General features: G+C 36.9%; 18 protein-coding genes. 12 read left to right on the top strand and 6 right to left on the bottom strand.

The window, feature by feature from the left end; translation table 11 throughout:
* Nucleotides 1–32: 32 nt before the first annotated feature.
* A complete protein-coding gene (locus ACEN4I_RS09455; RefSeq protein ID WP_407102782.1) occupies nt 33–920 on the bottom strand; it encodes a mechanosensitive ion channel family protein in 888 nt (295 codons plus the stop codon).
* 315 nt (nt 921–1,235) lie between these two features.
* Between ACEN4I_RS09455 and ACEN4I_RS09450 the strand changes: the two genes are divergently transcribed.
* Complete coding sequence (locus ACEN4I_RS09450; RefSeq protein ID WP_407095643.1) at nt 1,236–1,670, top strand: DUF948 domain-containing protein; 435 nt, start codon at nt 1,236–1,238, stop codon at nt 1,668–1,670.
* A 38-nt stretch (nt 1,671–1,708) separates the two neighbouring features.
* Nucleotides 1,709–2,308, top strand: a complete 600-nt coding sequence (locus ACEN4I_RS09445; protein ID WP_407095644.1) for a YtxH domain-containing protein — start codon at nt 1,709–1,711, stop codon at nt 2,306–2,308.
* 79 nt (nt 2,309–2,387) lie between these two features.
* Here the strand turns inward: ACEN4I_RS09445 and ACEN4I_RS09440 are convergent, their stop codons facing one another.
* Nucleotides 2,388–3,485 (bottom strand): aminopeptidase P family protein, encoded by a 1,098-nt coding sequence (locus ACEN4I_RS09440; protein WP_407095645.1) that lies wholly within the window; start codon nt 3,483–3,485, stop codon nt 2,388–2,390.
* A gap of 231 nt (nt 3,486–3,716) precedes the next feature.
* Between ACEN4I_RS09440 and ccpA the strand changes: the two genes are divergently transcribed.
* Nucleotides 3,717–4,727, top strand: coding sequence for a catabolite control protein A (gene ccpA / locus ACEN4I_RS09435; protein ID WP_407102783.1), 1,011 nt, complete (start codon nt 3,717–3,719; stop codon nt 4,725–4,727).
* 54 nt (nt 4,728–4,781) lie between these two features.
* Here the strand turns inward: ccpA and ACEN4I_RS09430 are convergent, their stop codons facing one another.
* On the bottom strand, nt 4,782–7,787 hold the full coding sequence (locus tag ACEN4I_RS09430; protein WP_407102784.1) for a transglycosylase domain-containing protein: 3,006 nt from the start codon (nt 7,785–7,787) through the stop codon (nt 4,782–4,784).
* 666 nt (nt 7,788–8,453) lie between these two features.
* Between ACEN4I_RS09430 and ACEN4I_RS09425 the strand changes: the two genes are divergently transcribed.
* From ACEN4I_RS09425 to ACEN4I_RS09405, 5 genes are all read left to right on the top strand, one after another.
* Entirely contained in the window at nt 8,454–9,431 is a 978-nt protein-coding gene (locus ACEN4I_RS09425; RefSeq protein ID WP_407102785.1) for an ABC transporter substrate binding protein, read from the top strand.
* A gap of 39 nt (nt 9,432–9,470) precedes the next feature.
* Entirely contained in the window at nt 9,471–10,379 is a 909-nt protein-coding gene (locus ACEN4I_RS09420) for an ABC transporter permease (protein WP_407102786.1), read from the top strand.
* Nucleotides 10,376–11,179, top strand: a complete 804-nt coding sequence (locus ACEN4I_RS09415) for an ABC transporter ATP-binding protein (protein ID WP_407095650.1) — start codon at nt 10,376–10,378, stop codon at nt 11,177–11,179. The genes ACEN4I_RS09420 and ACEN4I_RS09415 overlap by 4 nt, the downstream gene beginning before the upstream one ends.
* Nucleotides 11,180–11,358: 179 nt before the next feature.
* Nucleotides 11,359–12,027 carry a DUF421 domain-containing protein gene (locus tag ACEN4I_RS09410; RefSeq protein ID WP_407095651.1) on the top strand — a complete coding sequence of 223 codons (669 nt, stop codon included), beginning with the start codon at nt 11,359–11,361 and terminating at the stop codon, nt 12,025–12,027.
* A 36-nt stretch (nt 12,028–12,063) separates the two neighbouring features.
* Nucleotides 12,064–12,942 (top strand): VOC family protein, encoded by an 879-nt coding sequence (locus ACEN4I_RS09405; protein WP_407102787.1) that lies wholly within the window; start codon nt 12,064–12,066, stop codon nt 12,940–12,942.
* Nucleotides 12,943–13,053: 111 nt separating this feature from the next.
* Here ACEN4I_RS09405 and ACEN4I_RS09400 read toward each other — a convergent pair whose 3' ends face one another.
* Complete coding sequence (locus ACEN4I_RS09400; protein ID WP_407095781.1) at nt 13,054–14,013, bottom strand: rhodanese-related sulfurtransferase; 960 nt, start codon at nt 14,011–14,013, stop codon at nt 13,054–13,056.
* A gap of 185 nt (nt 14,014–14,198) precedes the next feature.
* Here ACEN4I_RS09400 and ACEN4I_RS09395 point away from each other — a divergent pair, with 185 nt between their 5' ends.
* From ACEN4I_RS09395 to ACEN4I_RS09385, 3 genes are all read left to right on the top strand, one after another.
* Complete coding sequence (locus ACEN4I_RS09395; RefSeq protein ID WP_407102791.1) at nt 14,199–14,744, top strand: DNA-3-methyladenine glycosylase I; 546 nt, start codon at nt 14,199–14,201, stop codon at nt 14,742–14,744.
* 212 nt (nt 14,745–14,956) lie between these two features.
* Nucleotides 14,957–16,477, top strand: a complete 1,521-nt coding sequence (locus ACEN4I_RS09390; RefSeq protein ID WP_407095653.1) for an NlpC/P60 family protein — start codon at nt 14,957–14,959, stop codon at nt 16,475–16,477.
* Nucleotides 16,478–16,632: 155 nt separating this feature from the next.
* A complete protein-coding gene (locus ACEN4I_RS09385) occupies nt 16,633–17,550 on the top strand; it encodes a diacylglycerol/lipid kinase family protein (RefSeq protein WP_407095654.1) in 918 nt (305 codons plus the stop codon).
* A gap of 59 nt (nt 17,551–17,609) precedes the next feature.
* Here ACEN4I_RS09385 and ACEN4I_RS09380 read toward each other — a convergent pair whose 3' ends face one another.
* On the bottom strand, nt 17,610–19,421 hold the full coding sequence (locus tag ACEN4I_RS09380; protein WP_407095655.1) for a M3 family oligoendopeptidase: 1,812 nt from the start codon (nt 19,419–19,421) through the stop codon (nt 17,610–17,612).
* Nucleotides 19,422–19,443: 22 nt separating this feature from the next.
* Nucleotides 19,444–21,255: a M3 family oligoendopeptidase gene (locus ACEN4I_RS09375; RefSeq protein WP_407102788.1), complete on the bottom strand. Its 1,812-nt coding sequence runs from the start codon at nt 21,253–21,255 to the stop codon at nt 19,444–19,446.
* A 126-nt stretch (nt 21,256–21,381) separates the two neighbouring features.
* On the opposite strand from ACEN4I_RS09375, the gene ACEN4I_RS09370 reads away from it, so the two are divergent.
* A complete protein-coding gene (locus tag ACEN4I_RS09370) occupies nt 21,382–21,906 on the top strand; it encodes a VanZ family protein (protein ID WP_407102789.1) in 525 nt (174 codons plus the stop codon).
* Nucleotides 21,907–22,059 lie beyond the last annotated feature (153 nt).

Here is a 22,059-nt window from a genome sequence, read left to right as displayed (position 1 = left end):
ACTGTCTATTGCTGACGGTTTGAGTATTTTTTTTAAGCTTTCATATTAAAAGTCGTTATAGGTATTTCTATACCGGCTTCCGATAAGCTGGTAACATACTCTTGGAAAAAGCTATGTTGAACACTATATTGCTGACCATTCAAGGTATACATGGTAATTCGAATCCCTGTTTGTCCATCTCCGATATCAATGAGACCTGTGTAAGATGGTTCTTCAGTAATTTCAGGGTATTGAGGTACTAAACGTTCATTAACCTCTTGAATGACACTAGAAACTCTTTGGACATCTGCATCAGGGTATAAACGGATATTGATCATTACTTGCATGTCCTCGCGTGATTTATTGCTGACAATAGTAATGTAACGGTTGGGTACGTAATTCAGCGTTCCATCGAAACTTTTGACTTGAGTAGTTTTTAAATTTACGTCGACAACGGTACCTGAAACGGTATCCAATTCGACCACATCTCCGACATCCAATTGTTTTTCAAGCAACAAGAAAAATCCGTTTACGATATCACTAACAAAACCTTGAGCACCTAAAGATAAGGCTAACCCGATCACTCCAGCTCCAGCCAATAAGGATCCGACAGGTACACCTAAGACAGTTAAAACAGAATAAGCTACTAGAAATCCTAGTAATGCATGAAAAAGATTTTTTGATAGACTATTTAATGTATTCAGTCGATTGATAGTAATGCTCTCTTTTTTCCTATATCTAGTGAAAGCTTGGCTGATTAAAAAATCTCCAATTCTTTTCACAATGTAAAATAATATTAGGAAAAAAATAATTTGAATTGCAGTAGTCAAAACATTACTGATTACTTCATTCCAATCAATGGAATTCCAATATTGATTAAAGAGACTTGTTTTTTCTACTACCTCATTTACTACATTATCTGTAACGTTACTTTCATCCAATTTTCTTCACCTCGTTAAAAATTAACTCACATTGATTTATATCTTAACAAAAAAAGGCGATAAATAAAACCAACCGAGTTTTAACTTCTAAAAACCGCATTTTATAAAGGGGAAAAATGAGTATCTGATTAAGTAAGAAAAAAATAATAAATTTTTTTGTGTATTCCATTTCGTATTGTTTGAAGTCCTTTTTTTTAAATGGTATTCTATATTCGAATAGGAAAACGTTTTTTAATAGCTGGCTCAATTGTATAAGTCACACAAGCTTCTATTAAAAAATAACACGATAAAATTTATAGGAAGTGAGGGATTCATATGACAGGTGGAGAAATTGCTGCATTAATTGCTGCAGTTGCATTTGCAGTATTAGTGGTCTTTTTAGTGATTGTCTTGCTTAAAGTATCAAAAATTATGGGAGAAGTTTCCAGCACAGTTAAGGAAGCGAATTCCAGTCTTCGTGTCATTACTAAAGATGCGGATAATTTATTAATCGAAGTAGAGGGGTTATTGAATAAATCCAACACTACATTAGATGACGTAAATGGCAAGCTGGGCAAAACAGATCCTTTATTCCAAGCTATTGGAGATTTGGGGGTTTCTGTTTCAAGTTTAAACTCTTCAACACGTAACTTAACGGATCGTGTTACAGGAGTGACGAAACGTACTGCACAAACAGGAGTGGCAACAAAAGTAGGTAAGACAGCGATGAACATGAATCGCAAAAGAAAAAATAAAAAAGAATCAAACTAATCAATACTGAGATCAAAACTGGGAAGGATGGATAATGTATGAGTAAAAAAGGCGGATTTTTATTAGGAGCAATTTTAGGAGCAGCAGCTGCTGCAACGACTACACTGTTATTTGCACCTAAATCAGGGAAAGAATTGAGATCAGATCTTTCTGACCAAGCTGATAAGGCTAAAGGAACAGCTAAAGAATATTCACAAATTGCAAAAGAAAAAGGAACTGAAATGAAAGATGTTGCAGTAAATGCAACAGATGACATTAAAATCAGTTTGAAAGATACAGCTAATAAAATGAAGAGTCAAATGTCTTCAAGTACACAAGAAGCGAAAGAAGATTTAAAAGATATCCAGTCTGAAGTGAAAGATGCTACGGATGAAATGAAAGAAAAAGGCTCAGAAGCAAAAGAAGACTTCCAAACAGAAAATGAAAAAGTCATTTCTGACATGGAAAAAGCAAAAGAAATGCCTCAATTTACTTCTGATAATATGAAAAAAGAAGTCGAAAGAGCTACAATGGATTTCGATTATGATCAAGAAAAAGCAAAAGAAGACCCTGATTATCGTACAACCAACACTAGTACCGAACAGACAAAAGAAAATAGTGATGGGGAAAAAACTACTAATACAAATGTAGGGATTTAACGATTCATTTAGAACATCAAAAGAGAGAAGCGGGACTAAAAATCCGCTTCTCTTTTTTGATGTTCTTAAAGTCAGTATTTTATGAAATACTAGTATATGTTTTAGGAGTATGTGTAAATACTTCACAACTATCGGCAGTTACATATACACAATCTTCAATTCTAACACCGGCAACACCGGGAACATAAATACCTGGCTCAATAGAAAAACACATACCTTCCCGAATCACTAAATCGTTTCCTTCCATAATGGAAGGAAATTCATGTACGCTGCTTCCTAAACCGTGTCCTAATCGATGATTAAAATATTTACCGTAACCGGCATCAGTGATAATGTCTCTGGCGATTTTATCGAGTTCTCCAGCGGTTACCCCTGGTTTGACCGCTGCTATTGCCGCTTCATTCGCTTTTAAAACAATCTCATAGATTTCTCGAGCTTTTTCACTAGGTTCTCCGAAGGCAACAGTACGTGTCACGTCACTGGTATACCCATCGTGCACAACCCCTAAATCGAATAAAACAAGATCATTTTTTTGAATACGTCGATTTCCAGGAACACCATGTGGACTAGCAGCATTGTCTCCGGTTAATACCATTGTTTCAAAACTCATATTTTTGATACCCATTTTTTTTAATTCGTATTCAATTTCAGCTACGATTTCTTGTTCTTGAATACCTTCTTTAATCGCTTTAAACCCAATTTCTAAAGCTTTATCAGCCCATTTTCCAGCTTCACTCATTTTTTGTATTTCATCTTTTGTTTTGATTAATTTCATCCCTTGGATTTTAGGAGTAGCATCTGAAAAATTTACTTTAGGGAATACCATTTGCAATTGTTCTAGACGAGCAACAGTCAAAAACTCCTTTTCAATAGCTAAGGTTGTTAAAGATCCTGCCCGCTGTTCAACCGCTTGGCGAATCAATTCCCACGGGTTTTCATGGTCTAAGTAGTCAAATACATCATACTCCCATGCACTATTCAAAGCATCTTCTTTTTCTAAAGCTGGTACAAAAAGAAAAGGAGAAGCGTTTTTTAAAACCATCAGAGCTAAAATTCTTTCATGCGGTTCACTTTCGTAACCACTAAAGTAAGCTACGTTTCCTGGATCATTGATAAAAACTGCTTCTTTATTTTCTTCTTCCAACCATTCTTGCAATAGTTCTAATTGTTTTAACATTTTAATGACCTACTTTCTAGAGAACTTGTTTTTCTATCTTATTGTAGCATTAAAATAGGCCAGATAACTACTTTAAAAGAACAATTGAAACCGCTGTCTGAAAACAATTGTGAAATTTTCATGAAAATAAATATAAACCGCTTGCAATCTTATGATAGATTTGGTAGATTATACATATTGAAAAGTGAGATAAAAAAGTGAACAGAACTGAATTTAAAGGAGATACTTATAATGGAAAAACAAACAATTACAATCTATGATGTTGCTCGTGAAGCAAATGTTTCAATGGCAACTGTTTCTCGTGTTGTTAACGGCAACCCGAATGTAAAACCTACTACACGAAAAAAAGTTTTGGATGTTATTGATCGCTTGGATTATCGTCCAAATGCCGTAGCACGAGGTTTAGCAAGCAAGAAAACAACGACTGTAGGAGTTATTATACCAGACGTTACGAATCTGTATTTTTCTTCTTTAGCAAGAGGGATCGATGATATTGCAACTATGTACAAATACAATATTATTTTAGCTAACTCAGACCAAAACGATGTAAAAGAAGTTCAAGTGTTAAACACCTTACTTGCAAAACAAGTAGATGGAATCATCTACATGGGTCACAAAATCACAGATGAAATGAGAGCTGAATTTTCCCGTTCTAAAACCCCAGTTGTTTTAGCTGGAACTGTAGATCCTGATGATCAAATGGGCAGTGTAAACATTGATTACAAAAATGCGACAGAAGAAGTAGTCACAGAATTGATTAAATCCGGTAATGAAAGAATTGCTTTTGTTTCTGGGTTGCAAACTGAACCGATCAATGGTGTATATCGTTTAGCTGGATACAAAGAAGCATTAGAAAAAGCTAATATGGAATACGATGAAAGTTTAGTATTTGAATCAGAATATACATTTACTACTGGAGAAGAAGTCTTTACTAAGTTAGCTGAATCTGGTGCTACAGCTGCATTTGTTGGAGATGACGAATTAGCTGTAGGTATCTTGAATGGTGCACTGGACAGAGGCGTTAAAGTACCAGAAGATTTTGAAATTGTAACAGCAAATAATTCTAAATTGACTGAAATGACACGTCCAAAATTAAGTACTATTACTCAACCTCTATATGATATTGGTGCGGTAGCAATGAGACTGTTGACTAAATTGATGAATAAGGAAGAAACAGATGAAAAAACAATTGTCTTGCCTTATCATGTAGCTAATAGAGGAACGACTCGTTCAGAGAATTAATCATCCAAAAAAGCCGACCTTGGTAAATTCCAAGGTCGGCTTTTTCAGTTTAATCTACTCTTCGCTGTTTTCATCATCAGGAGATGTTTCTTCAGATTCCGTTTCGTTCTCTTCACTAGATGGTGGCTGAGCACCAGATCCAGCTTTTGATTTCCAAAAAGCATTTTGGATATGAGCTGGGCTACCAATTAAGAAATCATAAGTGGTCGTACCTGGAACTTTATCACTTGCAAAAATCTCTTGTTTCGTTTGCCCAGAAATAGATACTTTAGATCCATCTTGCAACCAACTGGAAGGAGTTGTGTTTGAATCTCTTTCTTCAAATTTTGCATATTGCAATTCTGACTGTTGGGCTGCTGCAACTGAACCAGCTGGGACTGTAATCTCCCCAGACTTCATACCAGTTTCAGCCAATATGGTATCTGTCACGATGCCTTCTGGTTGAACAAAGGTTTTATCCGTACCTATCAAAGTAGAATTATTTTCATACACAGCATTCATTAACCTAGCCCAAAAGTTGAGATTTCTTTTACTTGGGTGAACGCCGTTTTCAGTTTCGATGGAGATATTGTCTACGTCATAACCCATCCAAGTACTTAATGTTACTGTAGGGGTCATACCAATAAACCAAATATCTTCTCGATCATTAGATGTTCCGGTTTTTCCGGCAATATCTGCAGAGAAATTCAATAAATCTTCAGTACCTTTCACAGTACTGTTCTCCATAACTCCTCTAAGAATATCAACTGTCATATAAGCAGTTTCAGGAGTGAACACTTTTGTCGCTTCAGATTCATGTTGGTAGATCACTTCACCATTTTTGTTTTCAATTCGTTCAATAAGGAATGCATCAACATGGGTCCCTTTATTGGCTAATGTAGTATAAGCACTGGCCATTTCTACTATAGTTGGACCATAAGTTCTGCTGACAATCACACCTTCATCATTAACCTCTGTATTACCTGTACCGCCAAGAGCTAATGCAGCATTTTTGTATTCATTCGGATGAACAGCATCTGCACCAATTCCCATTAATGGCAGATATTCACCAGGAGCAGAGTTGTCTTCTAACATTTTTAAATAAATACGAGATGTAGGGATGTTCATGGAATTCACTAAAGATTCTCTGACAGAAACATTTTTACCTGAATAGACGTTTCCGACGTTTGTTACTTCTTTCCCTTCAATCCGTCCATTAGACCAGTTTGGCACGAATAAACGTGAATCCGACACCATACTTGCAGGTGTGATCAAACCATTTTCTAAAGCAGGAGCATAGACTAGTATCGGTTTTATGGTCGATCCGGGTTGTCTTTCTACGTATAATCCATGATTCAGCATATTGTCCATGTAATTTGTCCCACCGACAAAAGCAATGATTCGACCAGTTGCATTGTCTACCAGAGAAGAACCAACTTGGATATCCACCATTTTAGGAACAGATTCACCGGTTTTCGGATCTTCTTCCATTGGTTGGATATAAGAACCGCTGTCTTGATCATAAACGGCAGGAGCTTGTTTCGTTTGTCCTAAAGTAGGGCCATATTCAGAAGCCACTTTTTCTAATGCATCATGAATGGATTTATCAATAGTGGAATACACTTTATATCCATTTAGACGTAAATCATCGTCAGCTCGTTCATAGTACTGTTGGTACAAATCAGAGTCAGCATCAATTTCCTCTTTTGTATATCCGTCAGTCGTATAGAGCATTTCCATCACGATTGTACGAGCTTCTGTTTCCACAGCATCGTACGCGAAAGAATTTGTTTCTTGCTCGCTGTCTTGACGAAGAATGAAATCTTGTGTCAAGTCGTATTCACGTGCACTGCTGTATTCCTCTTCAGTAATATACCCCTCGCGGAACATACGGAACAATACTTCATTTTTTCGATTAAATCCGTTTGACTGATCTTCTTTCACTTCACCTGCATTTGTATAAGGGCTATAAGTGATTGGGTTTTGTGGAAGTCCTGCGATGAAAGCCGCTTGCGGAAGTGTGAGGTCTTTGGCAGTTACACCGAAGATACCTGTTGCAGCTTCCTGTACACCAGCGATATTTTGCCCCAAACTATTTCTGCCGAATGGGGAGACATTCAGGTAAGCCTGCAATATTTCTTCCTTGGAAAAATAATTTTCTACCCGAAAGGCAATCAAGATTTCATTTACTTTTCTTTCAAAGGTAACTTCAGGAGATAAAATTTGTTGTTTGACTAATTGTTGCGTCAAAGTGGATCCGCCTGAGGATACGCTAGATCCCAGTAATTGCTGTACCAGCGCACGCAATACCGCTTTTGGAACAACTCCAGGATGTTCCCAGAAGTATTCATCTTCTGTAGCAACGATACCGTTAAGGACGTCCTCAGAAATTTCGCTTAATGGAATATTAGTCCTTTTTAAATCAGACCTAAAATCACTGATTGTTTCTCCGCCAGCATAATACATAGTAGAGGTTTGTTCTACATTGCCAATGGCTAATTGCATTTCTTCATAATCAGGCGGCTCTTGTCCGGATACCAATGAAGCGAACAACCCCATTCCAGCTCCGCCTGCAAAAGCTCCACCAATAAGCAAAAGAATCGTAAGAATAATAACAAGATTTCTAGTCACGTTGTAAGCTACATTGAAACCAAAAACAGCTTTTCCTAAGAAGGTAGAGGATTTCTCATTGTCTTCAGAAGATACCTCTGTAGAATCCATATTCTCTTCATCAGCATAAGAAGCTTCATTTTCGACAGTCTGTTCGTTATTCTTTTTTCTTTCTTCCTGGAAGGCAGTCCACTTATTTTGCAAACTTTCCTTAGTAGAAGAAAAGAAAGCTCCTATTCTCGCTAAAAGAGCCAGACTAAATGTTTTAAATGAAAGCCAGCCTTTTTTTAACCCTTTTTTACACGAAAGATAAGTCCTTTTTACAGATGATCTTACTTTGGGATAAATTTCATCACTAAAAGTTTCCCAGCTCTTACGTATAAAACGGGCACTTTCTTGATAAACAGACTTTCCGGTTTGTGAAATCTTATCCCATAGAGAAGGACCATTATTATTTCCAGAATCGTTCAAATGTAAATCACCTCATAATCTATAAAGTATCGTTGCAAATTAGAATATAAAAAAAGGAAGTACAGTATTTCCCTATCTAAATCAGGTTCTTGTATCTTCCATATTGCTCCGCTCATTATACCAAATATAAAAAAAAAAGAAAATTTTTATCTTAATGACAAAAAATATAGTTGCTAAAAAGTGTTATTTTGTCAACTAAACGTTCAAAATTAAAAGAACTATTCAATAAGAATTAAAATAAGGCGGTACTAAAATGAGTTTGTTTTAATTTAGCGGTTGACATTCTCATTATCATTCCATTATACTAATAATATCAAATTTAGATTGCGAGTGATTCTTAATGAAAACACTGATAATAAAAGAACACATAAATCTGAATAATTTTTACTTTAGCTATTTTAGACGCTGTTTGTAGACATAAACATTATGGATGCAAACAGAACCAAGTTTGTGTCTATAGTGGCTAAAGCATTTTAGAATGTTTAAAAACCAGCCGCATAGATGAAAAAATCTAAGTGGCTGCTAAAAAAATCAATCAATAATGTATACGATTTGCACCTATTTAGATTTTTATCATCTAAATAGGTGCTTTTATTTTATTTAAAGAGAGGTGAGGAAAGAAAAATGTTGCATCAAATAAATAAAAAAAACTAGGGGGAAATGAAAATGAAAAAAACAACACAAATGAAAAAAGTAGTAGCAGGAGGAATCACTTTACTAGCTGGATTGGTATTAGCAGCTTGTGGTTCAGGTAGTTCGGCAGATGATGGCTCAATCGATATAGGAGTCCTGCAGTTTATGGAACACGAATCATTAAGTTCAGCTCGTAAAGGTTTTTTAGCTGAATTAGAGGATGCAGGCTACAAAGAAGGAGAAAACTTAACAGTCGACTACCAAAATGCTCAAGGAGATCAAGCGAACCTTCAAAGTATGAGTCAGCAATTGGTAGGAGAAAACGATGTTATTTTGTCTATTGCGACTCCAGCAGCTCAGTCATTAGCTAATGAAACAAGTGGAGACCCGATCCTTTTCACAGCTGTTACGGATGCTGTTGATGCAGGATTAGTCGACAGTAATGAAGCTCCAGGACGCAACATTACGGGAACAAGCGATATGGTTCCCATTGAAGAACAAATAGCACTTCTGCTTTCACTTACACCTGAAGCAGAATCGATCGGAATTATTTATAACGCTGGAGAACCCAATTCAGAGATTCAAGCAAACTTAGCTATAGAAGCTTTAGAAGCTGAAGGAGTTACTGTTGAAGTGTTAACGGTGGCCTCAACAAATGATGTACAGCAAGTATTGACAACTTTAGCACAAGATGTAGACGGATTATATATTCCAACAGACAACACACTGGCCAGTACAGCAGCAACTGTAGGAAATATTGCCATCGAATATCAATTGCCGGTTGTTGCTGGATCAGCTGAACAAGTAGAAGCTGGAGGGTTGGCAACATATGGGATCAATTATGAAGATTTAGGACGGCAAACAGCAAAAATGGCCCTGAAAATTATTGAAGAAGATGCTGATCCAGCAGATATCGCTGTTGAAACTTCTGATAGTTTGGAATTAGTTGTCAATAAAGAAATGGCAGAAGCATTAGGTATCGATCCGGATAGTATTGTATTGCCAGAATAAAACAATTTGCGGTTGTAAATGAAGGAGCGGTAAAAATTAATGGATATTTTATTATCAAGTGCGTCCCAAGGCTTATTGTGGTCAGTGATGGCGATAGGAGTTTATTTAAATGTTCGAATCTTGAATATTACTGATTTGACAGCGGAAGGTAGTTTCCCATTAGGAGCAGCTATTACAGCGACTTTAATTGTCAACAGGGTTCCACCATGGATAGCCGTATTGTGTGCCTTGGTTAGTGGTATGTTGGCTGGAGTCATATCAGCATTGCTGCACACCAAATTGAAAATCCCTTCTTTGATTTCTGGAATCATTACGATGACAGGGCTTTATTCGATTAATTTAAGGGTTATGGGAAAAGCCAATGTCAATTTGTTAGGTGAACCGACTTTGATGAGAACAGTAGAATCGTGGGGCGTAGGGACAAAGCTGTCTACTTTTGTAGTAGGTGGAATCGTAGTAATTCTTGTCATTCTATGTTTAAAAGTCTTTTACAGTACAGAAACAGGATTGGCAATTCGTTCAACAGGGGACAATCCAGAGATGAGTGAAGCAAACGGGATCAATACCGATAAAATGGAAATCATCTCTTATATGTTATGTAATGGATTGATTGCCATGTCAGGTGGATTGATTGCTCAAGACAATGGATTTGCAGATATCAGTAGCGGTATCGGGACGATTGTTATCGCATTAGCTTCTATTATTATTGGGGAAGTCATTTTCCGAAATATGACATTTGCTAAACGATTGATGACTATCGTTATAGGTTCTATTCTGTATCGTTTGATGCTGTCGTTAGTACTAGAAATGAACGTTGATCCGCAAGACCTGAAATTATTCTCTGCATTACTGCTGATTGCAGCTTTAGCCTCTCCCCTAGTTAAACTGCCAGGAAAATCGAGAAAAAATATTCGTCCACAGAATAAGAAGGGAGCCGAAGTTTTATGAGACCTGTTTTAGAAATGAAAAATATCCATAAAAGTTTTGAAATGGGTACAGTGAATGAGAACCACGTGTTAAAAGGGATCGATTTGACGATAAACGAAGGAGATTTTATCACGATTATTGGAGGAAATGGAGCCGGAAAATCTACCTTAATGAACAGTATTGCAGGAAGTTTTATGGTAGATGAAGGCACGATTCTGTTAGATGAAAAAGACATCACCAAAGAGCCGACAATGAAGAGAGCTAAATATATTGGCCGCGTATTTCAAGATCCTCGTATGGGAACAGCTTCTCGTTTAACTATAGAAGAAAACATGGCAGTTGCTTGGAAGAGAGGAAAAAAACGCGGGTTTGGAGTAGGAGTAAAAGAAGAGCAACGTGAACTGTTTCAAGAAGCCTTGAAACGATTGGGGTTAGGACTGGAAAAACGAATGAAAATGGAAATTGGATTGTTATCAGGCGGACAGCGTCAAGCCGTTACGCTGTTGATGGCTAGTTTGGTAACCCCTAAATTATTATTATTGGATGAACACACTGCTGCTTTAGATCCAAAAACCAGTCAAATGGTATTGAACTTGACCAATAAAATTATTCAGGAAGAAAACTTGACGGCTTTAATGATCACACATAATATGGAACAAGCTATTCAATATGGAAATCGATTGATCATGTTGAATGAAGGACATATTGTGGTGGACATTACGGGAGAAGAAAAACAACAGTTAACCATTCCAGGTCTACTGGAATTATTCCATAAAAACAGCGGTAGTGTGTTGAATGAAGATGCCTTAATACTCAGTTAGAAGAAACCACTAAAAAAGGTATTTGTGTAAGAATTGTTCTCTTATACGAATACCTCTTTTTTGTTTTTTTTTTAAGTCTCTTTGATGGATTTTTTGTTGTGACGGTTTACAATTAAAGGAGAAACAAAAAAGGAATTCAATCCCCTTTTTTATTCAGTAGAATAGTAGGAGGTCGAAAAATGTTTGTCACTATAGGGATCAAATTATTAGTTGGATTAGTTGGTTTGTTGATTGTTATGCGGACGTTAGGGAAAAAAGCCATGTCTGAAATCACCCCTTTTGATTTGATTTATACACTCGTTTTAGGAGGGATACTTGAAGAGTCCATTTATGATGATGCTGTCCATGCTGGACATATTTTATTTGCTTTAGCTGTTTGGGGAATGTTGATTTATGGGATAGAAGTATTTGTCCAGAAAAATGATGAAATCAATCATATCGTTAAAGGGAAACCCAGCGTTCTTATTCAAAATGGCCAATTGAATGAAGAGGAACTAGGGAAAAATCACATGGAGATGGAACAGTTACGTGCATTGCTGAGAAGTCAAAATTGTTTTTCTTTGGAAGAAGCCCGCTACGTTATCCTAGAGACGGGTGGAGAAGTGAGCGTGATGAAAAAATCTGACGTAGAGTCTATTTTGACCGTCTTACTGATTGATGAAGGCCAGATGGAGGAAAAGACGCTCAAAAGCATTGGAAAAGAAAAAAACTGGTTGTTGGAAGAACTGTCGAATGCTGGATATCCAGATCCTGAAAAAATTATCTATGCTGAATGGTCTCAAGAAAATGGATTATACGTTGTTCCTTATTCACAAATCGTTCACCAGTCATTGCATATAGATGGATAAATGAAAAAAGATGGCTATAAAAAAGGAGAGTTTAACATGCAAAAGATAGTGCCACATCTTTGGTTTGATAAAGAAGCTGTAGAAGCAGCCGAATTTTACACCTCTTTGTTTGAAGATTCAACAATAGATTCTGTTGTTCAACTTCATGGGACCCCTGCTGGCGATTCAGACACCGTATCGTTAACATTACAGGGACAAGATTTCATGTTTATCTCAGCAGGGCCCATTTTCCAATTAAATCCGTCTATTTCCCTCATGGTGAATTGTACTACGAAAGAAGAAATCAATCATCTATGGAAAGCTTTATCAATAAAAGGGACAGTCTTAATGGATTTAGGCAACTATCCTTTTAATGAGTGGTATGGCTGGATAAATGACCGCTATGGTGTTTCATGGCAGCTATTTTATGCAAATCAGCCGTTTGAGCAAAAAATCGTTCCTAATTTGATGTATGCTGGTGAACAAGCTGGAAGAGCAAAAGAAGCTATTGATTTTTACACGTCTCTATTTGAAAACAGTAAAGTAGAAAACGTTTCTTACTATGATCCTAAAGAGAATCCTGAACAAGACGGTATGCTGCAGTATGCATCATTTACTTTGGCAGGAAAGGAATTTTCAGCGATGGATAGTGTGGAAGCACATGCGTTTAAATTCAATGAAGCTTTTTCGATATTAGTGAATTGTGATACGCAAGAGGAAATCGACTTCTTGTGGAACAAACTTTCTGTAGTTCCTGAAGCAGAACAATGCGGGTGGCTGACAGACCGCTTTGGTGTATCTTGGCAAATTTCTCCAAGTATTTTAGAGGACTTGATGGACACTAAAGATGAGGAACAAAAGCAACGCGTCACAGATGCCTTTTTGCAAATGAAAAAAATGGATATTGCTGAATTGGAAAAAGCTTATAAAGGATAGTAAAGATTTGGCTAGATTCACTAAAGAGTCGATACTATGAAAAAAGCCGTCTGGTGCAAATGAGCTTTGCGTCAGACGGCTTTTTTTGATTGGTCAAATGTTCTTTCCTTTTTAAACTGTTTCAGGCAATTTTTCGCTGATAGCTGCTAAACGTTCGGCAACTTCTTCACGACTTAAATGGTGTTCTTTGACATAGCGGTTTTCTGGAGAAATACGACATTCATGAGAACAACCGCGTAAATGTTTGTGTTCATTTTCTTCAGAGGTAATAATTTGGCGGTTGCATTTTGGATCGCCACAGTTCACATAACGTTCGCAAGGAGTTCCGTCAAACCAGTCTTTTCCTATAACCACGTGTTCTTTACGGTTGATTGGGACACTGATGCGTTCGTCAAATACGTACATTTTTCCATCCCATAAGTCTCCTTGAACTTCTGGGTCGGTGCCGTAAGTGTGAATTCCGCCATGCAATTGGGCAACATCTTCGAAGCCCTCTTTTAATAACCAGCCGGAGAATTTTTCACATCGAATTCCACCTGTACAGTAAGTAACTACTTTTTTATCCATAAATTGTTCTTTGTTTTCACGAATCCATTCTGGTAAATCACGGAAATTTTTAATGTCTGGACGTACAGCGCCTCTAAAATGACCTAAGTCAAATTCATAGTCATTCCGAGCATCGATGACAACTGTATTTTCGTCCAACAAGGCTTCACGGAATTCTTTTGGCTCTAAGTATTTCCCTGTAGTTTCATTAGGATCCACATCATCTTCCAAATTTAATGAGACAATCTCTGGACGGTAACGAACATGCATTTTTTTAAATGCGTGACCTTCAGAGGGATCTATTTTGAAGACCATATCTGAAAAACGGTCATCAGCACGCATAGTATCCATATAGCGTTGAGTAGCCTCAATAGTACCGGAAACAGTACCGTTGATACCTTCTTCAGACACTAGAATTCTTCCTTTTAATTCGTTATCTTTACAAAAAGCAAGGTGTTGACGTCTAAATTCTTCTGGCTCTTCGATAGTAGTGTATTTATAATAAAGTAGTACTCGATAATCCATAGTCAATGTTATAACCTCCAAAATATTCACTAAACAATAGGCAAAAACGGTTTACCTATATAAGTCTGCTATTCTAGCAACACATTATACACCATATAAAGAAATAAAATCAAGGACTTGGAAAAAGTGATGAAAAAAAGACATATAAGCAGAAATTCTTAAAAGTAGAGGAAGAAGGAATGAAGATGAAACGATGTTCTTGGGCAAAAACAGATTTGCTGAAAGCGTACCACGATAAAGAATGGGGAAAACCATTGCATGATGATGCAAAATTATTTGAACTGCTGATCCTTGAAACCATGCAAGCAGGATTAAGTTGGGAAACCGTCCTTAAAAAGAGAGAGAACTATCGTCAAGCTATTGATGATTTCAATCCAGATATTATCAAAGACTATACTATAGAAAAACAAGCCCAACTTTTAGAAAGTCCTGATATTATTCGCAATCGGTTAAAAGTGAAATCTATTGTGACAAATGCAAAAGCTCTTATTGAAGTTCAAAAAGAATGGGGCTCATTTAATCACTATTTATGGAGCTATGTAGATGGACAACCAATTGATCATCAAATTAGGGATGAGTCAGAAGTGCCGACACAAAACGAATTGTCACAAAAATTATCGAAAGATTTAAAGAAAAAAGGATTTTCCTTTGTGGGTCCAACCGTTTGTTATGCGTATATGCAAGCTGCTGGCTTGATGAATGATCATCATATAGAGTGTGCGTTTAAGTAGTTTGGGAGAAAAGCAATAAAAAAGGAAAATAAAAGTTTTTTTTTGATGGAGTTGTGACTGAATTTCGACAAATGAGCTGTTAATCATTCTGTAATATTGACGTTACATTGCTGATATATAAGGTATGCTATACTTCGTTTATCGTAAAAAGGATTCCAGAAGGATACCTTGACTTTGAAAGAAGTAAAACAACCGTTGGAGGAGAAGATTCTGTGAAAAAGAAATTTGTAACTATCGCATTATTAGGAACGATGACATTTAGCTCCCTTATTTTACCAACTCAAGTCGCAGCTGAACAATACACTGATAAGATTGAAGAAGCTCAAAAAGAAGCTGAAAATACTCAATTATTGATCAATGAAAAAAATACTCAATTAAACCAAATTCAATCTCAAGTTTCTACAACTGAAAGTGAATTAAAAACTATTACAAATAATATCACCAATAATGAAGAAAAAACTGCTGCACTAGCCAAAGATATTGAAGCAGCTCAAAAAGAAATGCAAACATTAAAAGATGAAATCGAAGTGCTGGAAGCAAAAATAGCTGAACGAAATGAAAAGTTAAAAGAACAAGCACGAACAGTTCAAACTAGTGGATACAGTCAAAATTACATAGATTTTATCCTTGAATCAGAATCTTTAGCCGATATCATCGGAAGAATTGATGTAGTAACAGACTTAGTAGATGCAAATAAAAGTTTAGTTCAAGAACAAATTGCCGATCAAGAAGCTGTAGTAAAGAAAACTGAACAAACAGAACAAAAGATCAACCAACAAAATGCAATTGCTATGGAATTAGAGCAAACTCGTTCAGAAATGGATCAACAATTACTAGAAAAAGAAGTGTTGGTTGCTCAATTAGCTATGGAAAAGGCCACTACTGAAGAAGATATTTCTGCATTCCTTGCTCAAAAAGAAGCTGCTGAACAAGAAGTCGCTCAATTTACGAGCATTCAAGCAGAAGCAGAAGCTCAATTACAAAAAGAAGAAGAAGAGCGTCTTGCTGCTGAAGCTGAAGAAGCAGCGCAAATTGCAGCCGCTGAGCAAGAAGAAAGTACAGCTAGTTCTGAAGAGACTGTTCAAGAAGAGTCTGTTGCAGCGACTGTATCAGAAACAACTGAAGCCGTGAATACAGAATCAAATGCAAGTTCAACTACAGAAACTGCATCTCCATCTTCTCAAAATAACAATCAAGCAAGCCAAGCAGCAGCTCAAAAAGCTGAAGCTCAAGAAAAGGCACAAGCTGAAAGAGAACAGCAAGCTAAAGAACAAAGAGAGCGCGAAAAAGCACAACAAGCAGCTCAAAAAGCAAAAGAAGAAGCTGAGAAGGAAAAAGAACAAGAAAAAGCACCAGTGGTATCCAGCGGAAGTGTATTACAAGTTGCTGGCAGCCTAACTGGTCAAGGAATACCTTATCGCTGGGGTGGAAAGTCAACTAGTGGATTCGATTGTTCTGGATTTACGCAATATGTTTTTGCAAAAGCCGGAAAATCTATTCCAAGTAACTCAAGAGCTCAATATACTTCATCAACTAAAGTAACAAGCCCTCAACCAGGAGACTTAGTATTCTTTAGTAACAATGGCAGTCCAAGTGGAATCTTCCATGTAACTATTTATACAGGTAATGGAAGTATGGTTGGATCTCAATCAAGCACTGGTCCAGCTTATGTAAGCAACTTCAAATCTAATGTATATTGGGGTAATTTTACAGTATTCTATGGTAGATATTAAAATAGAGCTAAATAATATGTAAAAAAGAGACGTATAAAAAGAAGAGTTTAAAACTTCTTTTTATGCGTCTTTTCTAGCATTAAAGTAGCTATACAAATCTAAAATGCGTAAAATAGAATTATACAAGTTTTGAAATGATAAATGAGGTGATGTGAATGGGTGAAGCAGTATTGATCGTAAATCCTTCATCGGGTAATGAACAAGCTGAAAATTTAGCAGGTGCAGTTGAAAAAAAATTATCAGGGATCTATGATAAAGTAACCGTTAAGTTTACGGAAAAAGGCGGAGATGCTGCTTACTTTGCCAGAACAGCAGCTGAGGAAGGGATAGCAGCTGTTTTTGTAATGGGGGGAGATGGGACAGTAAATGAAGGCATAAATGGATTAGCAGAACAAGAATATAGGCCCGACTTTAGTTTTATTCCTTTAGGAACAGTAAATGATTTAGCCAGAGCATTAGGGATTCCTCTAGATCCTGAAGAAGCAATCGCTCGGTTGGATACTTTAGAGAGAAAACAGTTGGATATTGGTAAAATCAATGACCATTATTTTGCGAATGTTGTGGCTATTGGGTCTATTCCAAAAGCAGTACAAGGGGTCGATGTAGAACAAAAGACTAAACTAGGGCCTTTAGCTTATTTTTTAGAAGGAACAAAAGCTCTTAGTACTAATGAAGCTTACACTTTTGAATTGGATTTGGATGAAGAAAAAATTTTGCAAGAATCTATTCTGGTCTTAGTAGCTCTAACCAATTCAGTAGGAGGATTTGAGTCATTATTGCCTAATGCAAGTACAGATGATGGGTATTTGCATTTGTTGGCATTAAAAGGAAAAACAGTTATCGATAAGCTGAAAGTGATTCCAAAAATATTTACTGGTAAAGCAATTGAGGATGAAAAAGTTATTTACCGAAAATTTAAAACAGGAACGATCCAAATAAAGGAAACGAAAGAATTAGTAGCAAATGTCGATGGTGACGAAGGTGATTCTTTACCTCTGACATTGCAAGTATTGCCGCAGCATTTAACGGTATTGGTACCTAAATCTTCAAATAAGGCTACTGAAAAAAAATAAAACTAAGACCACCTATCAAGAAATAGCTTGATAGGTGGTCTTAGTTTTTATTTAAAACATTATTTTAGATAACGTTCGGTCAATTCCAAGAAAGTTTCCACATCTTGTTTCACTAAAGAAATACCTGCTTGCCAAAAGTCTGGTTTTGTTAAATCGACATTCAGGTGTTTTTGAGCTAATTCTTCAGTGGTCATACGGCCAGTATCTCTCAGTAAGCCGATGTATTTATCTTCAAAACCTGCTCCATCTTCTACAGAGCTGTTGTAAATACCTAAGCTGAACAGGTATCCAAAAGTGTATGGGAAGTTGTAGAAAGAAACATCTGAGATATAAAAGTGCAATTTACTGGCCCAGAAAGTAGGGTGATAATTGCTTAGAGCACCTTGATAAGCTTCTTTTTGAGCTTCTTTCATTAATTCTGAAATGCGTTCATCAGTTACGATACCTTGTTGTCTTTCTTCATAAAAATGAGATTCAAACAAGAAACGAGCATGGATGTTCAAGAACATGGCTAAAGCGTTTTGCATTTTGCTGTCTAATAATGTTATTTTATCTTCTTTTGTTTTAGCATCTTTGACCGTAGCATCTGAAACGACGAGTTCTGCAAATGTAGAAGCTGTTTCAGCAACATTCATGGCATATTGTTGGTTCATTGCCGGCAGATCTTTCATCACATCGCTATGGAAAGCATGGCCTAATTCATGAGCAAGGGTAGCTACTTCATTAGCAGATTCAGAATACGTCATAAAAATACGTGATTCTTTGCTTTCTGGAAGACTTGAACAATAACCGCCGGGAGCTTTTCCAGGACGATCTTCCACCTCAATCCATTGATTATCGAAGGCTTGTTGAGCAAAATCAGCCATTTTAGGACTAAATTTACGGAAGTTTTCTACTACGAAATCAGCACCTTCATCATAAGGATATTTTTTCGGTTTAGCATCTCCGACAATAACAGGAGCTTCGATATCTTGCCAAGCTAACTGATTTTTTCCTAATAATTGAGCTTTCCGATTTAAGTAGTCGACAAAAGGTTGTTTGTTATCGCTAATAGCTTTCCACATAGCGTCCAACGTCTCACGTTTCATACGGTTGTATTCCAACGGTTTCTTTAAAAAATCTGTAATACCGTGTGCTTTATAATTCGCTAAACGGAACCCAGACAAGTGATTCAACGTGTCAGAAAACAGAGCAGATTGTGAACTCCATGCTTTTTCCCAATTTTCAAAGAGCTGTTCACGAACGGCTGGATCTGGATCGCCGTACATTTTATTCTGTGCTTGTCCAGCTGACAAGTAAATAATTGTTCCATCTTTTTCCTTAAAAGGGATTTCTATTTGAGCTACTAGAGAATCATAGTGATTGCTCCAACCTTGAAAACCATCGATGGATAAATCATTGATCAACTTTTCTTCTTGTTCACTTAAGAGGTCTTTTCCCTCCGACCGTGTTTCACTCAAAACGAATTCAACAGGCTTAAAAGCAGGTAATTGAATCAATTGCGCCCAATCCGTATCAGAAATTTGTACAAATTTTTTCGTCAAGATAGTTTGAGCTGTTTGATAGCGACTTGTAACAGCGAAAATCTTTCCAAATAAAGCTCCCGCTTGTTTATTGTTGACGTCTTCTGAACGAAGAGCTTCAATAAAGGTATAAGTTTGTGAGATTCCATCCATTAAAGCATTCTGTACCTTCAATAATTTTTCTAAGGCCGTGTAGTTAGGGCTGTCTGCCTCTGGATTCCATTCTTTAGCAGAGTTGGTTAGTTCAGTTGCTTGTTTGTCTAATAAAGCTAATTTGTCTTGTAATGCAGCAGATTCGCTTCCTCCAGGGAAAATAGATTCTAAGTCCCAAGTTAAACTGTATTTCATAGTGAACAGTCCTTTCGATAAGTTAATGAGTATATTTTTCTGTCATTGCCATAAATGTATGAATATCATTTGCAATCAAATTGATTCCATGCTGCCAAAAGTCAGGCTGAGTCAAATCAACACTTAAATGTTTTTGAGCCAGATCCTCAGTAGTCATAGAACCCGTGTCTTGCAATAAGGAAATGTATTGTTCTTCAAACTCTGTTCCTTCATTTAAGGATTTGGCGTAGATTCCCATACTGAACAAGTAGCCAAATGTATAAGGGAAATTGTAGAAAGGTACTCCAGTATTGTAAAAATGCAGCTTGCTTGCCCAAAAAGCAGGGTGGTAGTCACTTAAACTATTTTCAAAAGCTTCTTTTTGAGCAGCTTCCATCAACTCGTTTAAGCGATCTTCAGTAACAATGCCTTCTTGGCGTTCTTTATAGAAATGAGTTTCAAAAAGGTAACGTGCTTGAATATTCATAAACATCGTAGCCGCACGTTGAATCTTGCTGTCTAATAAATTGATTTTTTCTTCTTCGCTTTGAGCTTCTTGAACGGTCGCATCTGCAACGATGAGTTCTGCGAAAGTAGAAGCCGTTTCTGCAACGTTCATAGCATAACCGCGATTCAAAGCTGGTAATTCACGCATCACACTGCTATGGAAAGCATGTCCTAGTTCATGAGCTAAAGTGGATACTTCGTTTGGAGACTCTGCATAAGTCATAAATATCCTTGATTCACCCGACTCAGGTAAATTGGCGCAATACCCGCCAGGACGTTTTCCACCTCGGTTTTCTGCTTCTATCCAACTGTGATCAAAAGCGTATTGAGCAAAATCAGCCATTTTTCCACTGAATTTCCGGAAATTTTCTACGATAAAGTCTGCCCCTTTATCGAAAGGATACCGTTGAGGTGCATAATCACCTAATAAAACGGGCGCTTCTACATCTGCCCATGAAAGCTGATTTTTGCCGAGCAAAGCAGCTTTGCGATTTAAGTAGTCTACGACAATGGATTTATTGGTATTGATCGTCTCCCACATAGTATCTAAAGTAGCTTTGCTCATACGGTTGTATTCCAATGGCCGTTTCATAAAGTCTGTTACGCCATGCGCTTTATAATTTGCTAAACGAAAACCGGCTAAATGATTTAGAGAATCAGAAAACAAAGGAGCTTTTTTGCTCCAGACTTTTTCCCACTCCGTAAATAGTTGCTGACGAACGGCTGTATCTGGGTCAGACTCCATTTTATTCTGAGCTTGCCCAGCGGAAAGCTGCGTGATACTACCGTCTTTTTCCGTAAAAGGAATGGAGATAGTGGCAACGATAGAGTTATAATGATCACCCCAGCCATTAAATCCATCCAAGGATAAACTATTGATCAAAGCTTCTTCCTCTTCACTTAATAATTCTTTCCCTTGAGTCCGATCTTCGTTTAAGACGAAAGCAACTTCATTAAACGGAGGTTGTGAAATCAGTTTTTCCCATTCACTATCTGGGATAGCCACTGTCTTTTTCGTTAAAACAGTCAGTACAGTAGAAAAAGAGCTGCGTATCTCAGTAATCTTTCCGTAAACAGCACCGGCTTGTTTATCGGTAACATCAGCAGACATTAGACCGCGAATAAAGGTACTGGACTCGCTCAAACCAAAAGAGAGTGCTTCCTGTAAGGTTAAAATATCTTTTAGCTCCGTGTATAATGGTTGATCATTCTTCCATTCCCAATCGGTTATTTTCTGAGAAAAATCTGTTAACTGCTGTTTCATGAGCTGGATTTTCTCTTGCAAATCGGCGGATGAACTTCCACCGGAAAAAACAGAGTCCATGTCCCAGTTAATATTATATTTCATCCATAACTTCCTTTCTAAATTTTAATCTTCCTCTCTTATTGTAGAATTAATTTATACAAAAATCTATGTATTTACGGTAAAATATATAATTGAAGTTTATTTTAACACGAAAATGAGGAGAGAATTATGAATACAACTATCAAAAGTACTATCTACTTGGGCATGGCCTTTTTAATGATGGGGGTACTTTTTTACAGTTCTTCCCAACCTTACGGCGATCAATCAGTCACTGGCCTATTGGACCAATTATTGGCAAATGAACCCTTAAAAGGTTTATTGAGTCATGTTCGTTTTACGTATGCAGGCAGCGAAGTGAGTATAGGTGCTAGCGGCTACAATGATTTTATTGAATTCTTTATCCGAAAAGCAGCTCATTTTGGTTCGTATTTTTTATTGGCCCTTTTTTGGTTTTTAGGATTAAAGGATCGAGTAAGCGGCATTTACTTGACGGCAATTCTTTCATGGATGCTGGCAGTTGGATATGCTTCTTTTGATGAGTTCCATCAAGGGTTGACACCTGATAGGACACCTTTGTTAGAAGATATATTTTTAGACAGCATTGGGGCGCTTACGGCAATCATTTTCGCTTTAATCTATTTTTTAGTGTGGAAAAAATCTTATAAATCAAAAAGAAAATTTAAACGAGCCTAAAGAATTGTAAAACCGTGATATGGCGGTGTGTCAAGCGAAAGTTAAAATGTCCTAAAACCAAGGCTCACATTAATGCAAGCTTTTACTTCGCAAAAGCTTGCATTAATGTGACCGAATTTGTTAAAATTAGTCCTAAGCTGTTTGTTCAGCTTC

It is taken from the genome of Desemzia sp. FAM 23990 (assembly GCF_045528485.1).
Classification (GTDB): domain Bacteria; phylum Bacillota; class Bacilli; order Lactobacillales; family Carnobacteriaceae; genus Desemzia.
The sequence above is the reverse complement of the archived record's forward strand: the minus strand, read 5'-3'. Positions and strand labels throughout refer to the sequence as shown.

Excerpts from the sequence above, each read along its gene's own strand:
- ACEN4I_RS09450 (WP_407095643.1), top strand. The coding sequence starts at position 1,236 with ATGACAGGTGGAGAAATTGCTGCATTAATTGCTGCAGTTGCATTTGCA.
- ACEN4I_RS09445 (WP_407095644.1), top strand. The coding sequence starts at position 1,709 with ATGAGTAAAAAAGGCGGATTTTTATTAGGAGCAATTTTAGGAGCAGCA.
- ACEN4I_RS09440 (WP_407095645.1), bottom strand. The coding sequence starts at position 3,485 with ATGTTAAAACAATTAGAACTATTGCAAGAATGGTTGGAAGAAGAAAAT.
- ccpA (WP_407102783.1), top strand. The coding sequence starts at position 3,717 with ATGGAAAAACAAACAATTACAATCTATGATGTTGCTCGTGAAGCAAAT.
- ACEN4I_RS09425 (WP_407102785.1), top strand. The coding sequence starts at position 8,454 with ATGAAAAAAACAACACAAATGAAAAAAGTAGTAGCAGGAGGAATCACT.
- ACEN4I_RS09420 (WP_407102786.1), top strand. The coding sequence starts at position 9,471 with ATGGATATTTTATTATCAAGTGCGTCCCAAGGCTTATTGTGGTCAGTG.
- ACEN4I_RS09415 (WP_407095650.1), top strand. The coding sequence starts at position 10,376 with ATGAGACCTGTTTTAGAAATGAAAAATATCCATAAAAGTTTTGAAATG.
- ACEN4I_RS09410 (WP_407095651.1), top strand. The coding sequence starts at position 11,359 with ATGTTTGTCACTATAGGGATCAAATTATTAGTTGGATTAGTTGGTTTG.
- ACEN4I_RS09405 (WP_407102787.1), top strand. The coding sequence starts at position 12,064 with ATGCAAAAGATAGTGCCACATCTTTGGTTTGATAAAGAAGCTGTAGAA.
- ACEN4I_RS09400 (WP_407095781.1), bottom strand. The coding sequence starts at position 14,013 with ATGGATTATCGAGTACTACTTTATTATAAATACACTACTATCGAAGAG.
- ACEN4I_RS09395 (WP_407102791.1), top strand. The coding sequence starts at position 14,199 with ATGAAACGATGTTCTTGGGCAAAAACAGATTTGCTGAAAGCGTACCAC.
- ACEN4I_RS09385 (WP_407095654.1), top strand. The coding sequence starts at position 16,633 with ATGGGTGAAGCAGTATTGATCGTAAATCCTTCATCGGGTAATGAACAA.
- ACEN4I_RS09380 (WP_407095655.1), bottom strand. The coding sequence starts at position 19,421 with ATGAAATACAGTTTAACTTGGGACTTAGAATCTATTTTCCCTGGAGGA.
- ACEN4I_RS09375 (WP_407102788.1), bottom strand. The coding sequence starts at position 21,255 with ATGAAATATAATATTAACTGGGACATGGACTCTGTTTTTTCCGGTGGA.
- ACEN4I_RS09370 (WP_407102789.1), top strand. The coding sequence starts at position 21,382 with ATGAATACAACTATCAAAAGTACTATCTACTTGGGCATGGCCTTTTTA.